This is a genomic window from Luteococcus sanguinis (assembly GCF_039527675.1).
Taxonomy (GTDB): domain Bacteria; phylum Actinomycetota; class Actinomycetes; order Propionibacteriales; family Propionibacteriaceae; genus Luteococcus; species Luteococcus sanguinis.
On record NZ_BAAAKI010000025.1, the window covers coordinates 12859 to 27760 of the forward strand.

Genomic DNA, 14902 nt, shown 5'->3' on the forward strand with positions numbered 1-14902 from the left:
GCTCGTCGCGATCGGTCCAACGTTTTGTCGAACAAATATCGTCGAACCCCTTGTGTACGTCGTGTGGTGGTGTAGAATTAGGACATGAGTTCGACGACGACTCCCTCGGCAGGTCACACGGTGACGCTTCCCGGGTCTGCCTTCCCGGCGACGCGGCGTGAGTTCCTGGCCGAGCTGCGGGCGTCGGACCGGGCGTTCCGGGCGATCCAGGCTCGCCGATTCGAGTTGTTGGCCCAGGTGGACGTGTTGTGGTCCGCGGCGAGCGGTGAGGGTCCGGTGGTGCCGGGCTTGGAGCAGCTGGTCCCGGCGGGTTCGGACGGGACGCCGTTGGTCGCGGAGTTCGCGTCGTTGGAGTTGGCGGCAGCGATGCACCTACGGCCGGAAGCCATCGACATGGAACTGTCGCTCGCGACCGATTGTCTGCACCGGTTGCCGTATGCGTGGGCTGCGGTGATGGCCGGTGACCTTCCGGTGTGGTTGGCGAAGAAGCTCGCGAGCATGTCCGGCGACCTGGACTTCAACGGTGCCCGGGCCCTCGACGCGGACCTGCGTGATGTCTACGGCCGGATGCCCGCGGCTCGGCTGGAGGCGATGGCCAGGGGACTGCTGTTGAAGCACCTGCCCGCTGAGCAGGCGGAGGAGCGTCGCGCTGCCGAGCGGGAGCGCCGGTTCGTGGAGTTCGGCGACCCCGGCGACCACCTGCTGGGTTCGGTTCAGGCGGTGTTGGACAAGCCAGACCAGCGTGACCTTGAGGCGCAGGTGTCACGGCTGGCGTCGATCCTGCGCCGGGCGGGGGTCCAGGACACCGAGGACGGGATCCGAGCCCGCGCCTTGGGCATGTTGGCGAACCCGGCCCTCGCGCTACAGATGCTCCAGGCATCCTTGCTGGATCCGGAGTTCGAGCTCCAGGAGGTGTTTGGCCCCGAGCCCGACCTTCTTACGTTCCCGGAGCTTGTCGAGGTGTCAGCGTGCGAACTGAAGGGCCGTCTGGGTCACACCTGCGGGACCATCACCGTCGACCCCGAGAAGCTGCTTCCCACGGCCAAGATCGTGGTCCACCTCACCGACACCACCGCGAAAACCGGCGAAGGAGTCGCCCGCATCGAGGGCATCGGCCCCGCCCTCGGCGACTGGCTCAAGGACCTGCTCGGGGACCGGAAGATCAGCGTCCGACCCGTCCTCGACACCGCAGGAGTGTGCCCGGTCGACTCCTACGAGGTCCCCGACCGAATGCGCGAGACCGTCGAACACCGGAACCCCTTCGAGGTGTTCCCGTGGTCGACCAAGCGGGCCAGCCGCTGCGACCTGGACCACACCGTCCCCTTCGACCACGACGGGACACCCGGCCAGACCCGACCCGACAACCTCGGACCCCTTGGCCGGCGGGTCCACCGAGCCAAGACCCACGGCAAGTGGCGCCTCGAACAAGTCGCCCCCGGCTGCTACCTGTGGCGATCACCCGAGGGATTCGTCTACCTCGTCACCCCGAGCCTCAGTCTGGAACTCCACGACCCCACCAGAACCGGCCGCCCAGAATCACCACCCGTGGTCAGGCTGCGCTGGCAAGACCTGACCAGCAGCGCCTGAGTTCCCCGGACCTGGCACCGGGCTGCATCATCACCCCGCCAATGAGGCGACTCCACTCAGGGAGTCGCCCCATCGGCATGCGCCAACTCGCTCTCCATCCGCTCGCACGTGACCTCAACGGTCATGCCGTCACAGTGCGGTGTCGAGCACGAGCGTCCGGTTCCAGGTGCGGGCGACCACCTCGAAACCCAGCCAGTCGTTGATCGCATCCATGTGCGTGTTGGTGTCGTCATTGCTCGTCTGGGCGCGGGTCAGCCACGGCGCATCGGCCTGCGCACTGGACATCGCGTGGACCTTCAACGCACGTCCCAGCCCATGCCCGCGGTGCTCAGGCAGCACCACCGTGTCCCCTTGCTGCAGCAGGTGGTGCACCCCCGGCAGGTCAGGGTTGCCCAGCTCGGTGTGGCCGGCCACCCGGCCATCGGCATCGCGCGCGAACACCAACCACAGGAGTTCGTCGTCCGCACGGAAGCGCGCCGCCAGCCGCTCATCGGTCCACTCCTCGATCGGGAGCGCCACCTCTCCTTGCGGGACATCGGTGTTCATGGCCTGTTGCAGCACTCGCAGGTCGTCGAACAACTCGGGGCGGGGGCTGCCAGTGACAACCTCGAAGGTGTAACCCGGCGTCTTGGGACGGTCCCAGCTGCGTGGAAGTTCCAGCTCCCGCACGGCCTCGATCGCGTTGACCCGCATGCCCAGATGAGAATATCGACGGCACGGGAACCGGCCGCCTCGGGGCTGCCGGAATGATCCAGTACATCAGCGACTACACGGCCTGCCCAACTTTGCGCGTGGGGGCTGTCAAGTGTGGGCGTGTCGTAGGATTCTCGTCCAGGCGAACCATTGCGAGATCCCTCGGCGCGTCGCTTTATCTCTCAACTGGGGGTTCCCAGAATCCATGAGCACACTTAAAAGGGCCTCTAATTCACCTCGGCGGTCGACCGCCCTGACCGTCTGTTTACTGCTTGCTAGCAGTCCGCTTTTTGGTTGCGATACTGAAACCCAGTCACCTAGAGGCGAATGGACAGCGACGCAAGTGACGGTGTCCGATTCCGGAAATTCAATGGGGGTTCAGGGTACGACGCTCCGGTTCGAGAAAAGCTCCGCGGTTGTGACCACCGCCTGCGGCCCATTGGACTTTGACATGTCTCAGACGGCTCAGGGGCGCGAGATCACCAACGTCCGGGTGGGAGCCTCCACCTGCTCCGAAGAGTCCCTCCGCATGCAACAGGCCGCAGTCGTAGCCGTCGTCGGTCCTGGGCCGGTGACATGGTCCGAGACCGGTGAAGAGGCCGTGCTCAAGACCTCAAACGGGGAAATTGCGCTGCGCAAGAGGCAATAGACGATCCCAGCTTTGGGGCGATATGGACTCAGCCGCCGAAGCCGACCTAGACGCGCTCTTTGCCGCGTAAGGCACTCACATCGCACGCGACCTGACCTCTTTCGCCACGGGGCTGACAAACACCTCGACGACATCGGGAGTGAGGTAGCCGCCTTGGAGGGGGGACGGTCGGGGGCAAAGTTTGGTGACCGCGGCGAGAGCGATGGCGGCGATCCACCAGCCTGGGGTCCACGCGATGAACCGCCGCCGACGAGTAGCGAGTCGGTCGACCACTGCCCACGCCAGGGTGGTGAGAAGTCCACCGAGGGCGACGACGAACAGCCCTGCCTCTTCCATCGGTGCCATTGCGGCTGCTCCCACGACGGGCGCGAACCGGACATCGCCGAACCCGAACCCACATCGGCTGACCAGCCACACAGCGCCCACCACGAGGGTAATCAGTGCGGCGCCCAGTGCGGCGGCCGCGGCTGTTGCTGGGGACAGGGCTGCGGTGGTGAGGAGCGCGATGGTCAGGCCGGCCCAGGTGGCGTGGACAGATCCGTGTACCTGGTCTTCGTTGATACCGGGGTCCGGCCTTCGGGTGGGGTGCCGTCAGGTCCGGGGGCTGGTTCGGGCAGGGCCCGGCACAGGACGCCCCATCCAGCCACGCTCACGGCGTTGACTGCGAGGACGATGAGCACGTGGGTGGCCACGAGGGGTGTCAGGCCTCGGCCGGGATCGGGGTTGATGCGGTTGGGCGGTAGTGACCGCGCGCCCGGCGCGTCCGCAGGTCCATTTGCCGGTCGTGGATCACGTGCACGTCCCCGGTGACGAGCGCGATCGCGCCCGTGAAGTCCTCCCGGACCCGCTCGGAGGCGTATTCGACCTCCCGCGCCAGGAGTGGCACTCCCTCCTGCTGGGTGAGAATGCGCAGAGCCACCACCACGGCCGGGTCCTTGGTGGTAGCCACTGCGGGCGCTTCATCGTCGAGCAACCGCTCGAGGAGATCTGCCAGGCCATGTCCCGTGCGGTGCCGCAGGAGACGGTTCAGTTCGTCGAGATCCACGGTTGCGGTGTTGGTCACTGCCGGGTCCTCCTTGCGTGCGGGTCGGGGTGGTCGTCCCCAGCATCCTGCAGGTGGGGCGATCAACTGGCGGGACGAGAACTGCCGGCTGGCTGCCACCGACCTGCTGGGCGCCGACCTGAGGGACGCCAACCTGCGCGGGGCCGACCTCTCGTCCGCGATCTTCCTCACCCAACCCCAACTGGAGCAGGCGATCGGGGACGCACACACCGTCCTGCCCAGCCAACTGGACCGGCCCGGGCACTGGACCTGACCCAGCCGCTGAGCCCCGGCTGTGGCCCGACAGAAGGTGTCAGACGCCTGCCCTACTGTTTGCCAACGTGACACAGACCCTCCCCCCGCACCCCGCCCCAAACGACCAGGACGTCGCACCCGGCGCCTGGCCCGCCCTGTGGGCGATGGCCGCGGGCTTCTTCATGATCATGATCGACACCACGATCGTCTCCGTGTCGATCCCCTCGATCATGCGCGCCTTCAACACCGACGTCGCAAAGGTGATCTGGGTTAGCTCGGCCTACCTGCTCGCCTACGCCGTCCCGCTGCTGATCACCGGACGCCTCGGTGACCGCTATGGGCCCAAGAAGATGTACCTCGCCGGGCTGGCGGTCTTCACCATGACCAGCCTGTGGTGCGGACTCTCGACCTCCATCGAGAGCCTGATCGCCGCCCGGGCCGTGCAGGGCCTGGGCGCGGCGCTGATGAGCCCCCAGACGATGGCCGTCATCACCCGGACCTTCCCGGCCACCCGACGCGGCGCGCCGATGGCGCTGTGGGGAGCCACCGCATCGGTCGCCGGACTCTCCGGACCGCTGCTGGGCGGCGTGCTGGTCGACCAGGTCGGCTGGCAGTGGATCTTCTTCGTCAACGTCCCGATCGGCATCGCCGCGATGATCGCCGTGTGGCGTCTGGTGCCCAACCTCGAGACCCACGCCCACGCCTTCGACTGGATGGGGGTCGCGCTGAACGCCATCGGCCTCTCGCTCGTCGTCTTCGCCCTGCAGGAAGGCCAGAGCAAGGGCTGGCCGGTCTGGATCTTCGCGATGATCGCCGCAGGGCTGCTCGTGCTGGGCCTGTTCGTCTGGCAGCAGTCGCGCAACACCAAGGAACCGCTGATGCCGCTGCAGCTGTTCGCCAACCGCAACTTCACGGCCGCCAACCTCGCCATCTTCGTGATGGGTGGAGTGGTGATCTCGATGAGCTTCCCGATGATGCTCTTCCTGCAGACTGCCCGCGGGCTCTCCCCCACCCAGGCGGCGTTGCTGAGCATGCCGTCCGCGATCGTCTCGCTGGTCTTCGCGCCGCTGGTGGGCAAATGGTCCAACACCCGCTCCACCCGTCCGTTCGCGGTGGCGGGCTTCGCCATCTACGCCATCGTGCTGGGCGTGCAGGCCGAGCTGATGCGCGCCGACACCTCCGTGTTGTGGTTCCTGCTGCCTGCCGCGTTCCTGGGCCTGAGCGCCTCCTTGATCTGGGGCCCGCTGTCGATGTCCGCGACGCGTGACCTTCCGCCCCGTTGGGCCGGTGCCGGTTCGGGCGTCTACAACGCCACCCGCCAGCTGGGTTCTGTGTTGGGTTCCGCTGCGATCGCGACCATCATCGAGTGGCAGCTCTCCCGCACCATGCCCGGCGGCGGGACGGGCGGCGCGCAGACCTCCGAGGGCACGCGCGCCCAGCTCCCGGACATGCTCGTCGGACCCTTCAGCACCGCCATGCGCCACTCCGCGTGGTTCCCCGCCGTGGCCGTGCTGGGTGGTCTGTTCGCGTCGATGTTCATCGTGAAGCCGCACTTCCTCCAGCAGCGCGAGAACACGGAACAGTCCCGCTGAACCTCGCAAACCGACGCCGCTGAGGGCGTCCGGAAACCCGCTGGCGAGTGTCAGGACCCCGGCGTAGGGTGGCGGGGCGCCGGCAAACCGAGCGCCGCCGATCCGACAAAGATCAGGTCCCACCGTGTCTTCGCAAGCCTCATCCACCGCCACCACCACGCCCTCAGTCACCCCGCCCTCTGAGCCCACCCTGGCCCCCGGTTGGGACGACCTCACGCGCCCCGCCTCGGTCGCTCCCGTCCCGGCTCGCACCCGCGGCATCACCTCGCTGTGGCGGCTGCTGCCCTATGCCCGTCCGCGGCTGGGCGCCTGGCTGTGGATGCTGCTGTTCACCGCCTCCTCCACTGCGATGAGCGTCGCGGTGCCGCTGGTCACACAGCGACTCGTGGACGGGCCGGTCGCGAACCGCGACCAGCGCGGACTGCTCGTGCTGGGTTCGGTCGCCCTCGTGCTGGGCATCGGTGAGGCCTTCTTCTGGTTTGCCCGTCGGATGCTCGCCGGCCCGACCGGAGTCGGCGTCGAGACCGGCATTCGCACCGAGCTGTACGCCAAGCTGCAACGCCTGCCGATGGAGTTCCACAGCCGGTGGCAGTCGGGTCAACTGCTCAGCCGGATGATGAGCGACCTGGGCACCGTGCGCCGTTTCGTGGCTTTCGGCCTGATGATGCTGCTCGTCTCCGCGATCCAGGTGTGTGTCGTCATCGTCCTGCTGATGCGGATGTACTGGCCGCTCGGTGTGGTCGTGCTGATCTCCGTGATCCCCATCACCGGGCTGTGCCTGGCCAACGAACGCCGCTACACCAAGATCAGCCGCCGCGTACAGGACCTCACCGGCGACGTCGCCAATGTCGTCGAGGAGGCCGCCCAAGCGCACCGCGTCGTCAAGGCCTTCGGCCGCTCCGCGCACCTGTTCGACCGCTTTGACGCCCAGGCCCGCAAGCTGCAGGAAGCCTCCATGGACCGCGTCCGCAACACCGCGTCCTTCTGGACCTTCCTCGAGGTCATCCCCACCGTCACGATGGTCGTCGTGCTGGGCATCGGTGCCTGGGCCGCCGCACAGGACCGCGTCTCGCTGGGCACCCTGGTCGCCTTCATCACCTTGACGCTGTCGCTGGTCTGGCCGATCGCCATGCTCGGTTTCCTGTTGTCGATGACGCAGGATGCGATGACCGCCGCCGACCGCGTCTGCGAGATCTTCGACGCCGCCGAGACCATCACCGACGGCGAGCGCGAGCTCACCCACCCGAGCGGTGCGCTCAGCTTCCACGACGTCAGCTTCCGCTTCCCGGACGGGGACGAGGACGTGCTGCACGGGCTCAGCCTGGACATCCATCCCGGCGAGACCATCGCCGTGGTCGGCGGCACCGGCTCGGGCAAGACGACGCTCACCGCGCTCGTGCCCCGCCTGTTCGATGTCACGTCCGGATCGATCACCATCGACGGCGTCGACGTCCGCGACCTCACGCTGGACAACCTGCGCTCCATCGTCGCGACCGCCTTCGAGGACCCCACGCTGTTCAGCATGTCCGCCCGGGAGAATTTGACGCTCGGACGGCCGGACGCGACCGACGCCGAGGTCGACCTGGCCATTGAGGTGGCGCAGGCGCACTTCGTCCACGACCTGCCCTGGGGCCTCGACACCCGAATCGGCGAGCAGGGCATGAGCCTGTCCGGCGGCCAGCGCCAGCGCCTGGCCCTCGCCCGCGCCGTGATCACCCGTCCCCGGATCCTGGTGCTGGACGACACCCTCAGCGCCCTGGACATCCACACCGAGGCGCTGGTCGAACAGGCGCTCAAGCGCGTGCTCGACGGCGTCACCGGCATCGTCGTCGCACACCGGGCGTCCACCGTGATGCTCGCAGACCGCGTCGCGCTGTTGCAGTCGGGGACGATCTCCCACGTCGGCACCCACAGCGAACTGCTCGCCAATGTCCCCGAGTACCGGGAGCTGTTGAGCGCCGACTTCGACGCCGAGGGTGGCCTCGACGAGCTGGGTCACCGCGAACTGGGTCACCGCGAACAGGGTCACCGCGAACAGGGTCACCGCGAACAGGGTCACGGCGAGATGGCGGGAGCCCAGCGATGAGCACCGACACCACCCAGAAGCGTGCCGATCAGCCACAAGAACTCGACCCACGGGAACGCTGGCGCGGGATCGCCGCCGAGAAGGTCACCGAGGCCGAGCTGGACCAACGCTCGTCCGGCTTCCTCAAGGCCCGCTCCCGCAGGCTGCTCGGATCGCTGCTCAAGCCCTACCTGGGCCTGGTGTGGGTGATGGGCGCCGCGGTCATCGCGGAGAACCTCGCCCGCCTCGCGTCCCCCTGGCTGGTGCGCCGTGGCATCGACCACGGCATCCCGGCGCTGGTCCAGGACGACCGCGCCACGGAACTCATCAGCACCGTCGTGCTGATGCTGGTGGCGCTCGCGGTGCAGTCGATCACCCGGATCTGGTTCCTGCGCACGTCTGGGCGCGTCGGGCAGGAGGCCTTGCTCGACCTGCGCCGGCGCGTGTTCCAGCACTTCCAGAAACTGGACGTCGCCTTCCACGACCGCTACACCTCGGGACGCGTGGTCAGCCGGATGACCAGCGACATGGACGCGATCGCCGAGCTGTTGGCCGGCGGTTTCGACGGCCTGCTCACCGCCATCCTCACCCTGGTCGGCACCTCGGTGATGCTGCTGGTGCTGGACCTCGAACTGGGCCTGATGTCACTGGCTTCGATGATCTTCGTCGGCTTGCTGCTGCGCTGGTTCAGCACCCAGTCGAGCCGCACCTTCCGCACCATCCGTGAGCGCTCCGCCCAGGTCATCGTCCACTTCGTCGAGACGATGACCGGCATCAAGGCGGTGCAGTCGTACCGACGCGAGCAGCGCAACCAGGAACTGTTCGCGCAACTGGCGGACGACTACGGCCGCGCCAACATCCGCTCCTTCAGGCTGTTCGCGATCTTCATGCCCGGCATCAAGCTCGTCGGCAATGTCACCATCGGCCTGGTGCTGCTGTGGGGTGGCTGGCGCGTGATGCACGGCACGATGACGCTCGGCGTGCTGACCGCCTTCCTGCTCTACCTGCGCAACTTCTACGAGCCGATGCAGGACATCGGGCAGTTCTACAACACCTTCCAGTCGGCGTCTTCGGCGCTGGAGAAGCTGTCCGGCGTGCTGGACGAGGAGTCCAGCGTCGCCGCCCCGGCCGACCCGACACCGCTGCCCGAGCCGAAGGGGAAGGTCGACTTCGACCACGTCCGCTTCGAGTACGTCGACGGACGTCCGGTGCTGCCCGACCTGGACCTGCACATCCCGGCCGGCCAGACGGTCGCGCTGGTCGGCACCACCGGCGCGGGCAAGACCACGATCGCCAAGCTGATCGCCCGCTTCTACGACCCGACCTCCGGGGCCGTGAGGCTGGACGACGTCGATGAGCGCTGGCTCAGCGACGACGACCTGCGCCGCGCGGTGATCCTGGTCACGCAGGAGAACTTCATGTTCAACGGCACCATCGCCGAGAACATCGAGTTCGGACGCCCGGGCGCCACCCGCGAGCAGGTCGAGGCCGCAGCCCGCGCCGTCGGGGCGCACCACTTCATCGAGGCGCTGCCGCAGGGTTACGACACCCCGGTCGCCAAGCGCGGCGAGCGGTTGAGCGCCGGGCAGCGCCAGCTGGTGGCCTTCTCCCGCGCCTTCCTCGCCGACCCGGCGGTGCTGATCCTGGACGAGGCGACCAGCTCGCTGGACATCCCGTCCGAACGACTGGTGCAGCACGCCCTGAAGACGCTGCTCGCCTCCCGCACCGCGGTGATCATCGCGCACCGGCTGTCGACGGTGGAGATTGCCGACCGGGTGCTGGTACTGGAGCATGGCAAGGTTCTCGAGGACGGCTCCCCTGCGGATCTGATGGGGCAGGCCGGCGGACGCTATGCGTCCCTGCATGATGCCTGGATTGCCTCCTTGGCCTGAGTGGCGTTCCGGACCGCCTCTGGTCGCAGCCCGCTGAGGCTGGCAAGCTTGCACCCGCACCCGCACCCGCTGACGCGACCCGAAGGAGCACCAATGAAGCCGTCCCTCGTTACCGGCACCTCCGCCGAGATCACGGTCACGGTCGTCGACGAGCTCACTGTGCCCGCGATGATCCCCTGGTACCCGAACTTCGCGGGCATGCCGCGGGTGTTCGCGACCGCCTTCATGGTGGGCTTCCTGGAGTCTGCGGCCGTCGAGGCGCTGCACCCCCACTTGGACGAGGGTGAAGGCAGCGTCGGCATCCACGTGGACGTGTCCCACGAGGCCCCGAGCGCTGTGGGTTCCACCATCACCGGACGCGCCGAGGTGACCGCCGTCGAGGGTCGCATCATCACCTTCGAGGTGGAGTTGGCCGACAATGCCGGCATCATCTGCACCGGCACGCATCAGCGCGCCGTCATCAACGCCGAGAAGTTCCCCGCCCGCGCTCAGCAGCGCCTCGACGACGCTCGCTGAGCCCGGCGACGCAGGACGATCCCGATCCCAAGGCCCGCTCAACCAACGAACCAACGAACCAACGAACAGGGCCCCGTCCGGACGAATCCAGACGGGGCCCTGGTGCAACCGGCGTCGGGGCTACGGGCCGACGCTGGTTGGCCAAGTGGGAGATCAGGCGTTCTTGATGGCCGAGATCTCGATCTCCAGGTTCACCTTGTCGGCGACCAGGACGCCGCCGGTCTCCAGCGCGGCGTTCCAGGTGATGCCGAAGGCCTCGCGGCTGATGGTGGTGGAGCCCTCGAAGCCAGCGCGCTGGTTGCCGAAGGGGTCGGTGGCAACGCCGGTGAACTCGAAGGGGATGGTGAGGGACTTGGTGTTGCCCTTGATCGTCAGGTCGCCGGTGATGTCGGCGGTGTCGTCACCGGTCTGCTCGACCTTGGTGGAGACGAAGGTGACCGTGGGGAACTGCTCGGCGTCGAGGAAGTCCGCGCTCTTGACGTGGCCGTCGCGCTGCTCGTTGCCCGAGTTGAAGGAGGAGGTCTGCGCCGTGACGGTGACCGAGGAGTTGGCGAGGTTGGCGCCGTCGATGACGGCCTGGCCCTCGAAGACGTCGAAGTTGCCGCGCACCTTGGTGATCATGGCGTGACGGGTGATGAAGCCGAGACGGCTGTGGGTGTTGTCGATGGTCCAGGTGCCGGTCAGAGCGGTCAGGTCGGTCATGTCTTTCGGTCCTTTCGAGGGGTTATAGAACATTCAACTACTTCGGTCTGGCGAGCATTCCCACTTTTCAAAACATTTTTCCGCGACCCCATCCTCGGGCATGCTTCTGCTCATGGCCAGCACTCAGCCCGGTTGGCGAACCGGTCCCGACGGACGGGTCGTCTGGGCCGCCCCACGCCGCCGCCGATTGGGCCGTTTCCATGAGTGGCTGGGATGGGCGGTGCTCGGCCTGCTGGGCGCGGTCGCCATCATCGACCTGGCCGACCTGGGCATCACCCTCGTGCGAGTCGCGCTCTCCCAGTCCGATCGCCCCGACCCCTTCCGCACCTATGACCTGCTGGAGCGCACCCGCCAGCTCGAGGCCTGGCACATCAAGGTCTGCGTGGTCGTCGCGATCGGCTGGATCATCTGGCAGACGATGGCGGCAGCCAGTTCCCGGGTGCCGCGCCAGGCCCTGTGCTACGCCCCCTTCTTCCATGCGACCAGTTGGTTCATCCCGATCGCCTCGCTGGTGATGCCGCTGCAGAACATGGCCGACCTGCGCTACGCCACCGAGTACCCGCTTTCGCGCAGCGAGGGGATACTGCCCCCACGGCGTCGCATCACGAGGCTGTTGGCCGGCTGGTGGCTGAGCTGGCTGGTTGCCCTGCCGACGCTGTTGTTCTCGATCTCGGCCCTGCCCTATGCACTGCTTGAGATCACCCCGGAAGTCGGTGCCACCCTTGAGGCGGCCATGGACGTCGTGCAGATCGTCAATGATGTGCTCGCGATGGCCGTGGTCGGCGAGGTCCACTTCCGGCTGCGAATCCAGCGCCAACTGCGAATGGAACCCATCGCGCCCTTCTAGACGGTCATCATCTCTGGACGGGCATCATCGTGACAGCCGACCGACGCCGTCCGACGCGTGAAGACGTTCGATGGCATCGAGGACGAGGTCCAGCGTGAACTCGAACTCGTACTGCTCGTCACACCTGCCCCCGGTGGCCTCGAAGATGCTGATGATGTGGGGATAGAGCTTCCTCCCCTGCTCGACCGCCCTGGAACGCTCGAGCGGATCCGCCGGCACGGGGATGGCGTCCGGTTCCTCGATGCTCACGCTGCTGCGGGTGCCGCCCGGCGTCGGCGTGGGCAAGGCTCTGATCGGCCTTCACGACTGGGCCTTCCTCATCGGTCCTGGCCTGATCCCAGCCGTCAACGCGCTGTTGCTTGCTCCTCCCCTGTATCGGAGCCGCCTGGTCCCCCGCGTGCTGCCCATGCTCGGCCTGGTCGGGGCACCGCTCCTGATCGGCTCCGTCATCGCGACGCTGCTGGGCCTCGTGGACCAGGTCTCACCGCTGGCGGGTCTGGCCGCGCCGCCGATTGCCGCATGGGAGATCGGTCTCGGCCTCTGGCTCGTCGCCAAGGGATTCCGGTCGGAGGCCATCACCCGGCTCGATCTCCGGCCGTCGGCTCAGTGACGGGCCGGGACCAAGGCCCGCCACGGTTTTCCAGCGCGTGCCGGGGGCCTGAGTTCGGTGCCGGGCAGCAGCTCGGCGAGTTGTTCGGGACGCGTGACGCGTGACGCCTCGCACAGCCGGCGCGCAACCAGGCCGCGGGTGTGCTTGGCCCAGTGCGAGGCCCCCGGGACGTCCACCAGCACCCACCGGTCGGCCAGCTCCGCGACCGGCGGCAGGGCGTTGCGGTAGCTGCCGGAACGGCAGTCGACGACCAGCTGTCCGGCCAGGAGGGGTGCCAGCTCGGCCCCCAGCCGGGGCCGCCAGAAGCCTGCCAACGCACCGGTTCCCGCAAGGGTGACGTCCATCGAACATCGGTAGGGGCTGACCCGGTCGGTGGGCCGCAGCATTCCGTGCACCGCGGAGGCCACCAGCAGCCGCCGGTTGGCCCGGCGGCGCGACGCCGCGCCCAGGGAGTCGAGGTCGAGCGCATCGAACAGCACCCCGGTGTAGAGCTTCGATGCCGGGAGCGCCGGGGCCTCGCGCAGGGAGAGGTTCTGGCGGACGTCCGCCTCGAGTGTCGCGCCCACGCCCAGCACCGAGAGCGCATCCTCCCGGGCACTGGCTTCAGCCAAGGCGTCCATCACATGCTCGCGAGCCTCGGTGAGCCCCGGGAACGACAGCGACGCCAGGTCCATCGGGCGTCCGCGCCGTGCGGTTGCCTTGCCCTCGCTCGGTGGCAGGAGGACGATCACCGGCTGCTCTCGAGGACGTACACCAGCTCGTCGTCGCTCAGTTCGATCGGGTTGCCCTTCATCGAACTGGCACGGCGCCCGGCGGCGATGACGTCGGCGAAGCGCTCGGGTGCCAGACCAAGCTCCTCCAGGCCGCCGATGTCGAGGATGCGGACGGTCTCCCAGATCCACTCCAGTGCGGCCTCCACCTGCGGCACCCCACACAGCGCCTCGGCGGCGAGTGAGTACCGCTCCAGGGCGGGATTGTCGGGGTCACGATCGCTCATCGCGGACACATTCGCGGCCGTCACGGGGGCCAGGAGAGCCGCGCAGATGTCGCCATGCCGAGCGCCGGTCATGCCCCCGATCACGCCAGCCAGGCCGTGGACGGCGCCCAGCTTCGCGTTGGCCAGCGACAGCCCTCCGAACAGGGAACACAGCGACATCTGGGTGCGCGCCTCGAGGTCGGAGCCGTCAAGGTAGGCCTGCCGGATCGCCGGGGCGGCGCGCAGACCGGCCAGCGCGAAGCCATCGGTCATCGGGTTGGCGGCATTGCTGGTGAGGGGTTCGAGGCATTGGGTCAGCGCGTCCATGCCGGAGGACGCGGTCACCGCCGGCGGGCAGTCGACGGTCAGGCCGGGGTCGACGAGCGCGACGCGCGGCAGCATCGCCTCCGAACGCAGGCTCACCTTGACCTGGTGCTCGGGGGAGGTGAGGACCGAGTTGCGGGTCACCTCCGAGCCGGTGCCGGCGGTGGTGGGGACGGCGACGACCGGGACCCCGACCTGGGGCAGCGGGACGCCCTGGCCGATCACCTCGGCGTGCTCCATCGGGTCGCGGCCGCTGGCCAGCAGGATGCCGGTGGCCTTGGCCAGGTCGATCACCGAGCCCCCGCCCAGCCCGACGATCACGTCCGCACCGCAGGCCTGGGCCGCGACGACGGCCTGGCGGGCATCGTCCATCGTGGGTTCGTTGGCGACCTGGAAACGGGCGCCGGGCGGCAGCTGGTCCAGCAGTTTCGCGTGGCGCACCGGGTTCGACCCGGTGATCAGCAGGACGCGGTGCCGCTGGTGGCGCTGCCCGGCGGCGATGCTCGTCAGGTCAGCGACCACGCCCGGCAGCTCCTTGCTCACCCCGAGCCCGAAGCGGATCCGTCCGGCGGTCGCGAAACTGAACTCCGTCGCCCTCAATGCCATGGCCCCATCCTGCCGTGAGCGGCGGTGGCGCGCACCTAGACTGACGGCGATTCCCGACCGAGGAGGAACCGTGGGAGCCGTGCGCGTGCTGCGTGACCTGGTGTTGATGGTGGCCCGGATCGCGCTCGGAGTGGTGCTGGTGCTGCGCGGCTGGGCGCGGTGGCAGGGCGGGATGTCGGCGCAGGCCGACGCGCTCAGCGCCCAGGGCGTCCCACAGCCGCAGGTGATGGCGTGGGCCCTGACCGGTGTCGAACTGGTCGGTGGAGTGCTGCTGGTGCTGGGTTTCCTCGTCCCGCTGGTCGGGTTGATGCTGGTGGCCGCCAATGTGGCGCTGATCGTCTGGGCCCAGCGCGGCTGGCAGTGGCGCGTGGCTGAGGGCGGTTGGGAGTACCAGGTGGTGCTCGCGGCCTTCGGGCTCGTGCTGTTGGCCTTCGGTGGCGGACGGGCGGGGATGGACGCGATGTTCCGTCGGCGCGGGGACGATCCCGAGCGCAAGGTGGTCCGGGAGCACCCCTGACCCTCACAGGCAGTCCACAGGCAGAACAC

General features: G+C 68.2%; 15 protein-coding genes. 9 read left to right on the top strand and 6 right to left on the bottom strand.

The annotated features are described in order from the left end of the window. The first annotated feature begins 84 nt into the window (after positions 1-84). Entirely contained in the window at positions 85-1587 is a 1503-nt protein-coding gene (locus tag ABD089_RS13010) for a hypothetical protein (RefSeq protein WP_343886876.1), read from the top strand. A 129-nt stretch (positions 1588-1716) separates the two neighbouring features. Here ABD089_RS13010 and ABD089_RS13015 read toward each other — a convergent pair whose 3' ends face one another. Together ABD089_RS13015 and ABD089_RS13020 are read right to left on the bottom strand one after the other, a co-directional pair. Next, complete coding sequence (locus ABD089_RS13015) at positions 1717-2280, bottom strand: GNAT family N-acetyltransferase (protein WP_343886877.1); 564 nt, start codon at positions 2278-2280, stop codon at positions 1717-1719. Between the two features lie 1349 nt (positions 2281-3629). Then, complete coding sequence (locus ABD089_RS13020) at positions 3630-3992, bottom strand: hypothetical protein (RefSeq protein ID WP_343886878.1); 363 nt, start codon at positions 3990-3992, stop codon at positions 3630-3632. Here ABD089_RS13020 and ABD089_RS13025 point away from each other — a divergent pair. The 5 genes from ABD089_RS13025 to ABD089_RS13045 all read left to right on the top strand — a co-directional run bounded on the left by ABD089_RS13025 (position 3985) and on the right by ABD089_RS13045 (position 10291). Next, the gene (locus ABD089_RS13025) at positions 3985-4245 is read left to right on the top strand and encodes a pentapeptide repeat-containing protein (protein WP_343886879.1); all 261 of its coding nucleotides are present in this window, start codon (positions 3985-3987) and stop codon (positions 4243-4245) included. The two genes, ABD089_RS13020 and ABD089_RS13025, sit on opposite strands and share 8 nt — an antisense overlap. Before the next feature lie 67 nt (positions 4246-4312). Then, a complete protein-coding gene (locus ABD089_RS13030; RefSeq protein WP_343886880.1) occupies positions 4313-5818 on the top strand; it encodes a DHA2 family efflux MFS transporter permease subunit in 1506 nt (501 codons plus the stop codon). A 124-nt stretch (positions 5819-5942) separates the two neighbouring features. Continuing rightward, the gene (locus ABD089_RS13035; RefSeq protein ID WP_343886882.1) at positions 5943-7904 is read left to right on the top strand and encodes an ABC transporter ATP-binding protein; all 1962 of its coding nucleotides are present in this window, start codon (positions 5943-5945) and stop codon (positions 7902-7904) included. Further along, on the top strand, positions 7901-9775 hold the full coding sequence (locus ABD089_RS13040) for an ABC transporter ATP-binding protein (protein WP_343886883.1): 1875 nt from the start codon (positions 7901-7903) through the stop codon (positions 9773-9775). The genes ABD089_RS13035 and ABD089_RS13040 overlap by 4 nt, the downstream gene beginning before the upstream one ends. A 93-nt stretch (positions 9776-9868) precedes the next feature. Continuing rightward, positions 9869-10291, top strand: a complete 423-nt coding sequence (locus ABD089_RS13045) for a thioesterase family protein (RefSeq protein WP_343886885.1) — start codon at positions 9869-9871, stop codon at positions 10289-10291. Positions 10292-10444: 153 nt separating this feature from the next. On the opposite strand, the gene ABD089_RS13050 is transcribed toward ABD089_RS13045, so the two are convergent. Continuing rightward, on the bottom strand, positions 10445-10993 hold the full coding sequence (locus tag ABD089_RS13050) for a YceI family protein (protein WP_343886886.1): 549 nt from the start codon (positions 10991-10993) through the stop codon (positions 10445-10447). A gap of 112 nt (positions 10994-11105) precedes the next feature. Between ABD089_RS13050 and ABD089_RS13055 the strand changes: the two genes are divergently transcribed. Further along, positions 11106-11840, top strand: a complete 735-nt coding sequence (locus ABD089_RS13055) for a DUF4328 domain-containing protein (protein ID WP_343886887.1) — start codon at positions 11106-11108, stop codon at positions 11838-11840. Positions 11841-11864: 24 nt separating this feature from the next. Here ABD089_RS13055 and ABD089_RS13060 read toward each other — a convergent pair whose 3' ends face one another. Continuing rightward, complete coding sequence (locus tag ABD089_RS13060) at positions 11865-12089, bottom strand: hypothetical protein (protein ID WP_343886888.1); 225 nt, start codon at positions 12087-12089, stop codon at positions 11865-11867. On the opposite strand from ABD089_RS13060, the gene ABD089_RS13065 reads away from it, so the two are divergent. Further along, entirely contained in the window at positions 12082-12450 is a 369-nt protein-coding gene (locus ABD089_RS13065) for a DUF4386 domain-containing protein (protein WP_343886889.1), read from the top strand. The two genes, ABD089_RS13060 and ABD089_RS13065, sit on opposite strands and share 8 nt — an antisense overlap. On the opposite strand, the gene ABD089_RS13070 is transcribed toward ABD089_RS13065, so the two are convergent. After that, a complete protein-coding gene (locus ABD089_RS13070) occupies positions 12444-13181 on the bottom strand; it encodes a YaaA family protein (protein ID WP_343886890.1) in 738 nt (245 codons plus the stop codon). The genes ABD089_RS13065 and ABD089_RS13070 overlap by 7 nt on opposite strands. Then, the gene (locus ABD089_RS13075) at positions 13178-14356 is read right to left on the bottom strand and encodes an iron-containing alcohol dehydrogenase (RefSeq protein ID WP_343886891.1); all 1179 of its coding nucleotides are present in this window, start codon (positions 14354-14356) and stop codon (positions 13178-13180) included. Before ABD089_RS13075 ends, ABD089_RS13070 begins: the two co-directional genes overlap by 4 nt. Before the next feature lie 70 nt (positions 14357-14426). On the opposite strand from ABD089_RS13075, the gene ABD089_RS13080 reads away from it, so the two are divergent. Further along, entirely contained in the window at positions 14427-14873 is a 447-nt protein-coding gene (locus tag ABD089_RS13080; RefSeq protein ID WP_343886892.1) for a DoxX family protein, read from the top strand. The last annotated feature ends 29 nt before the right edge of the window (positions 14874-14902 follow it).

Coding starts and splice junctions, on each gene's coding strand:
- ABD089_RS13010 (WP_343886876.1), top strand. CDS start 85: ATGAGTTCGACGACGACTCCCTCGGCAGGTCACACGGTGACGCTTCCC.
- ABD089_RS13015 (WP_343886877.1), bottom strand. CDS start 2,280: ATGCGGGTCAACGCGATCGAGGCCGTGCGGGAGCTGGAACTTCCACGC.
- ABD089_RS13040 (WP_343886883.1), top strand. CDS start 7,901: ATGAGCACCGACACCACCCAGAAGCGTGCCGATCAGCCACAAGAACTC.
- ABD089_RS13045 (WP_343886885.1), top strand. CDS start 9,869: ATGAAGCCGTCCCTCGTTACCGGCACCTCCGCCGAGATCACGGTCACG.
- ABD089_RS13050 (WP_343886886.1), bottom strand. CDS start 10,993: ATGACCGACCTGACCGCTCTGACCGGCACCTGGACCATCGACAACACC.
- ABD089_RS13055 (WP_343886887.1), top strand. CDS start 11,106: ATGGCCAGCACTCAGCCCGGTTGGCGAACCGGTCCCGACGGACGGGTC.
- ABD089_RS13065 (WP_343886889.1), top strand. CDS start 12,082: ATGCTCACGCTGCTGCGGGTGCCGCCCGGCGTCGGCGTGGGCAAGGCT.
- ABD089_RS13075 (WP_343886891.1), bottom strand. CDS start 14,356: ATGGCATTGAGGGCGACGGAGTTCAGTTTCGCGACCGCCGGACGGATC.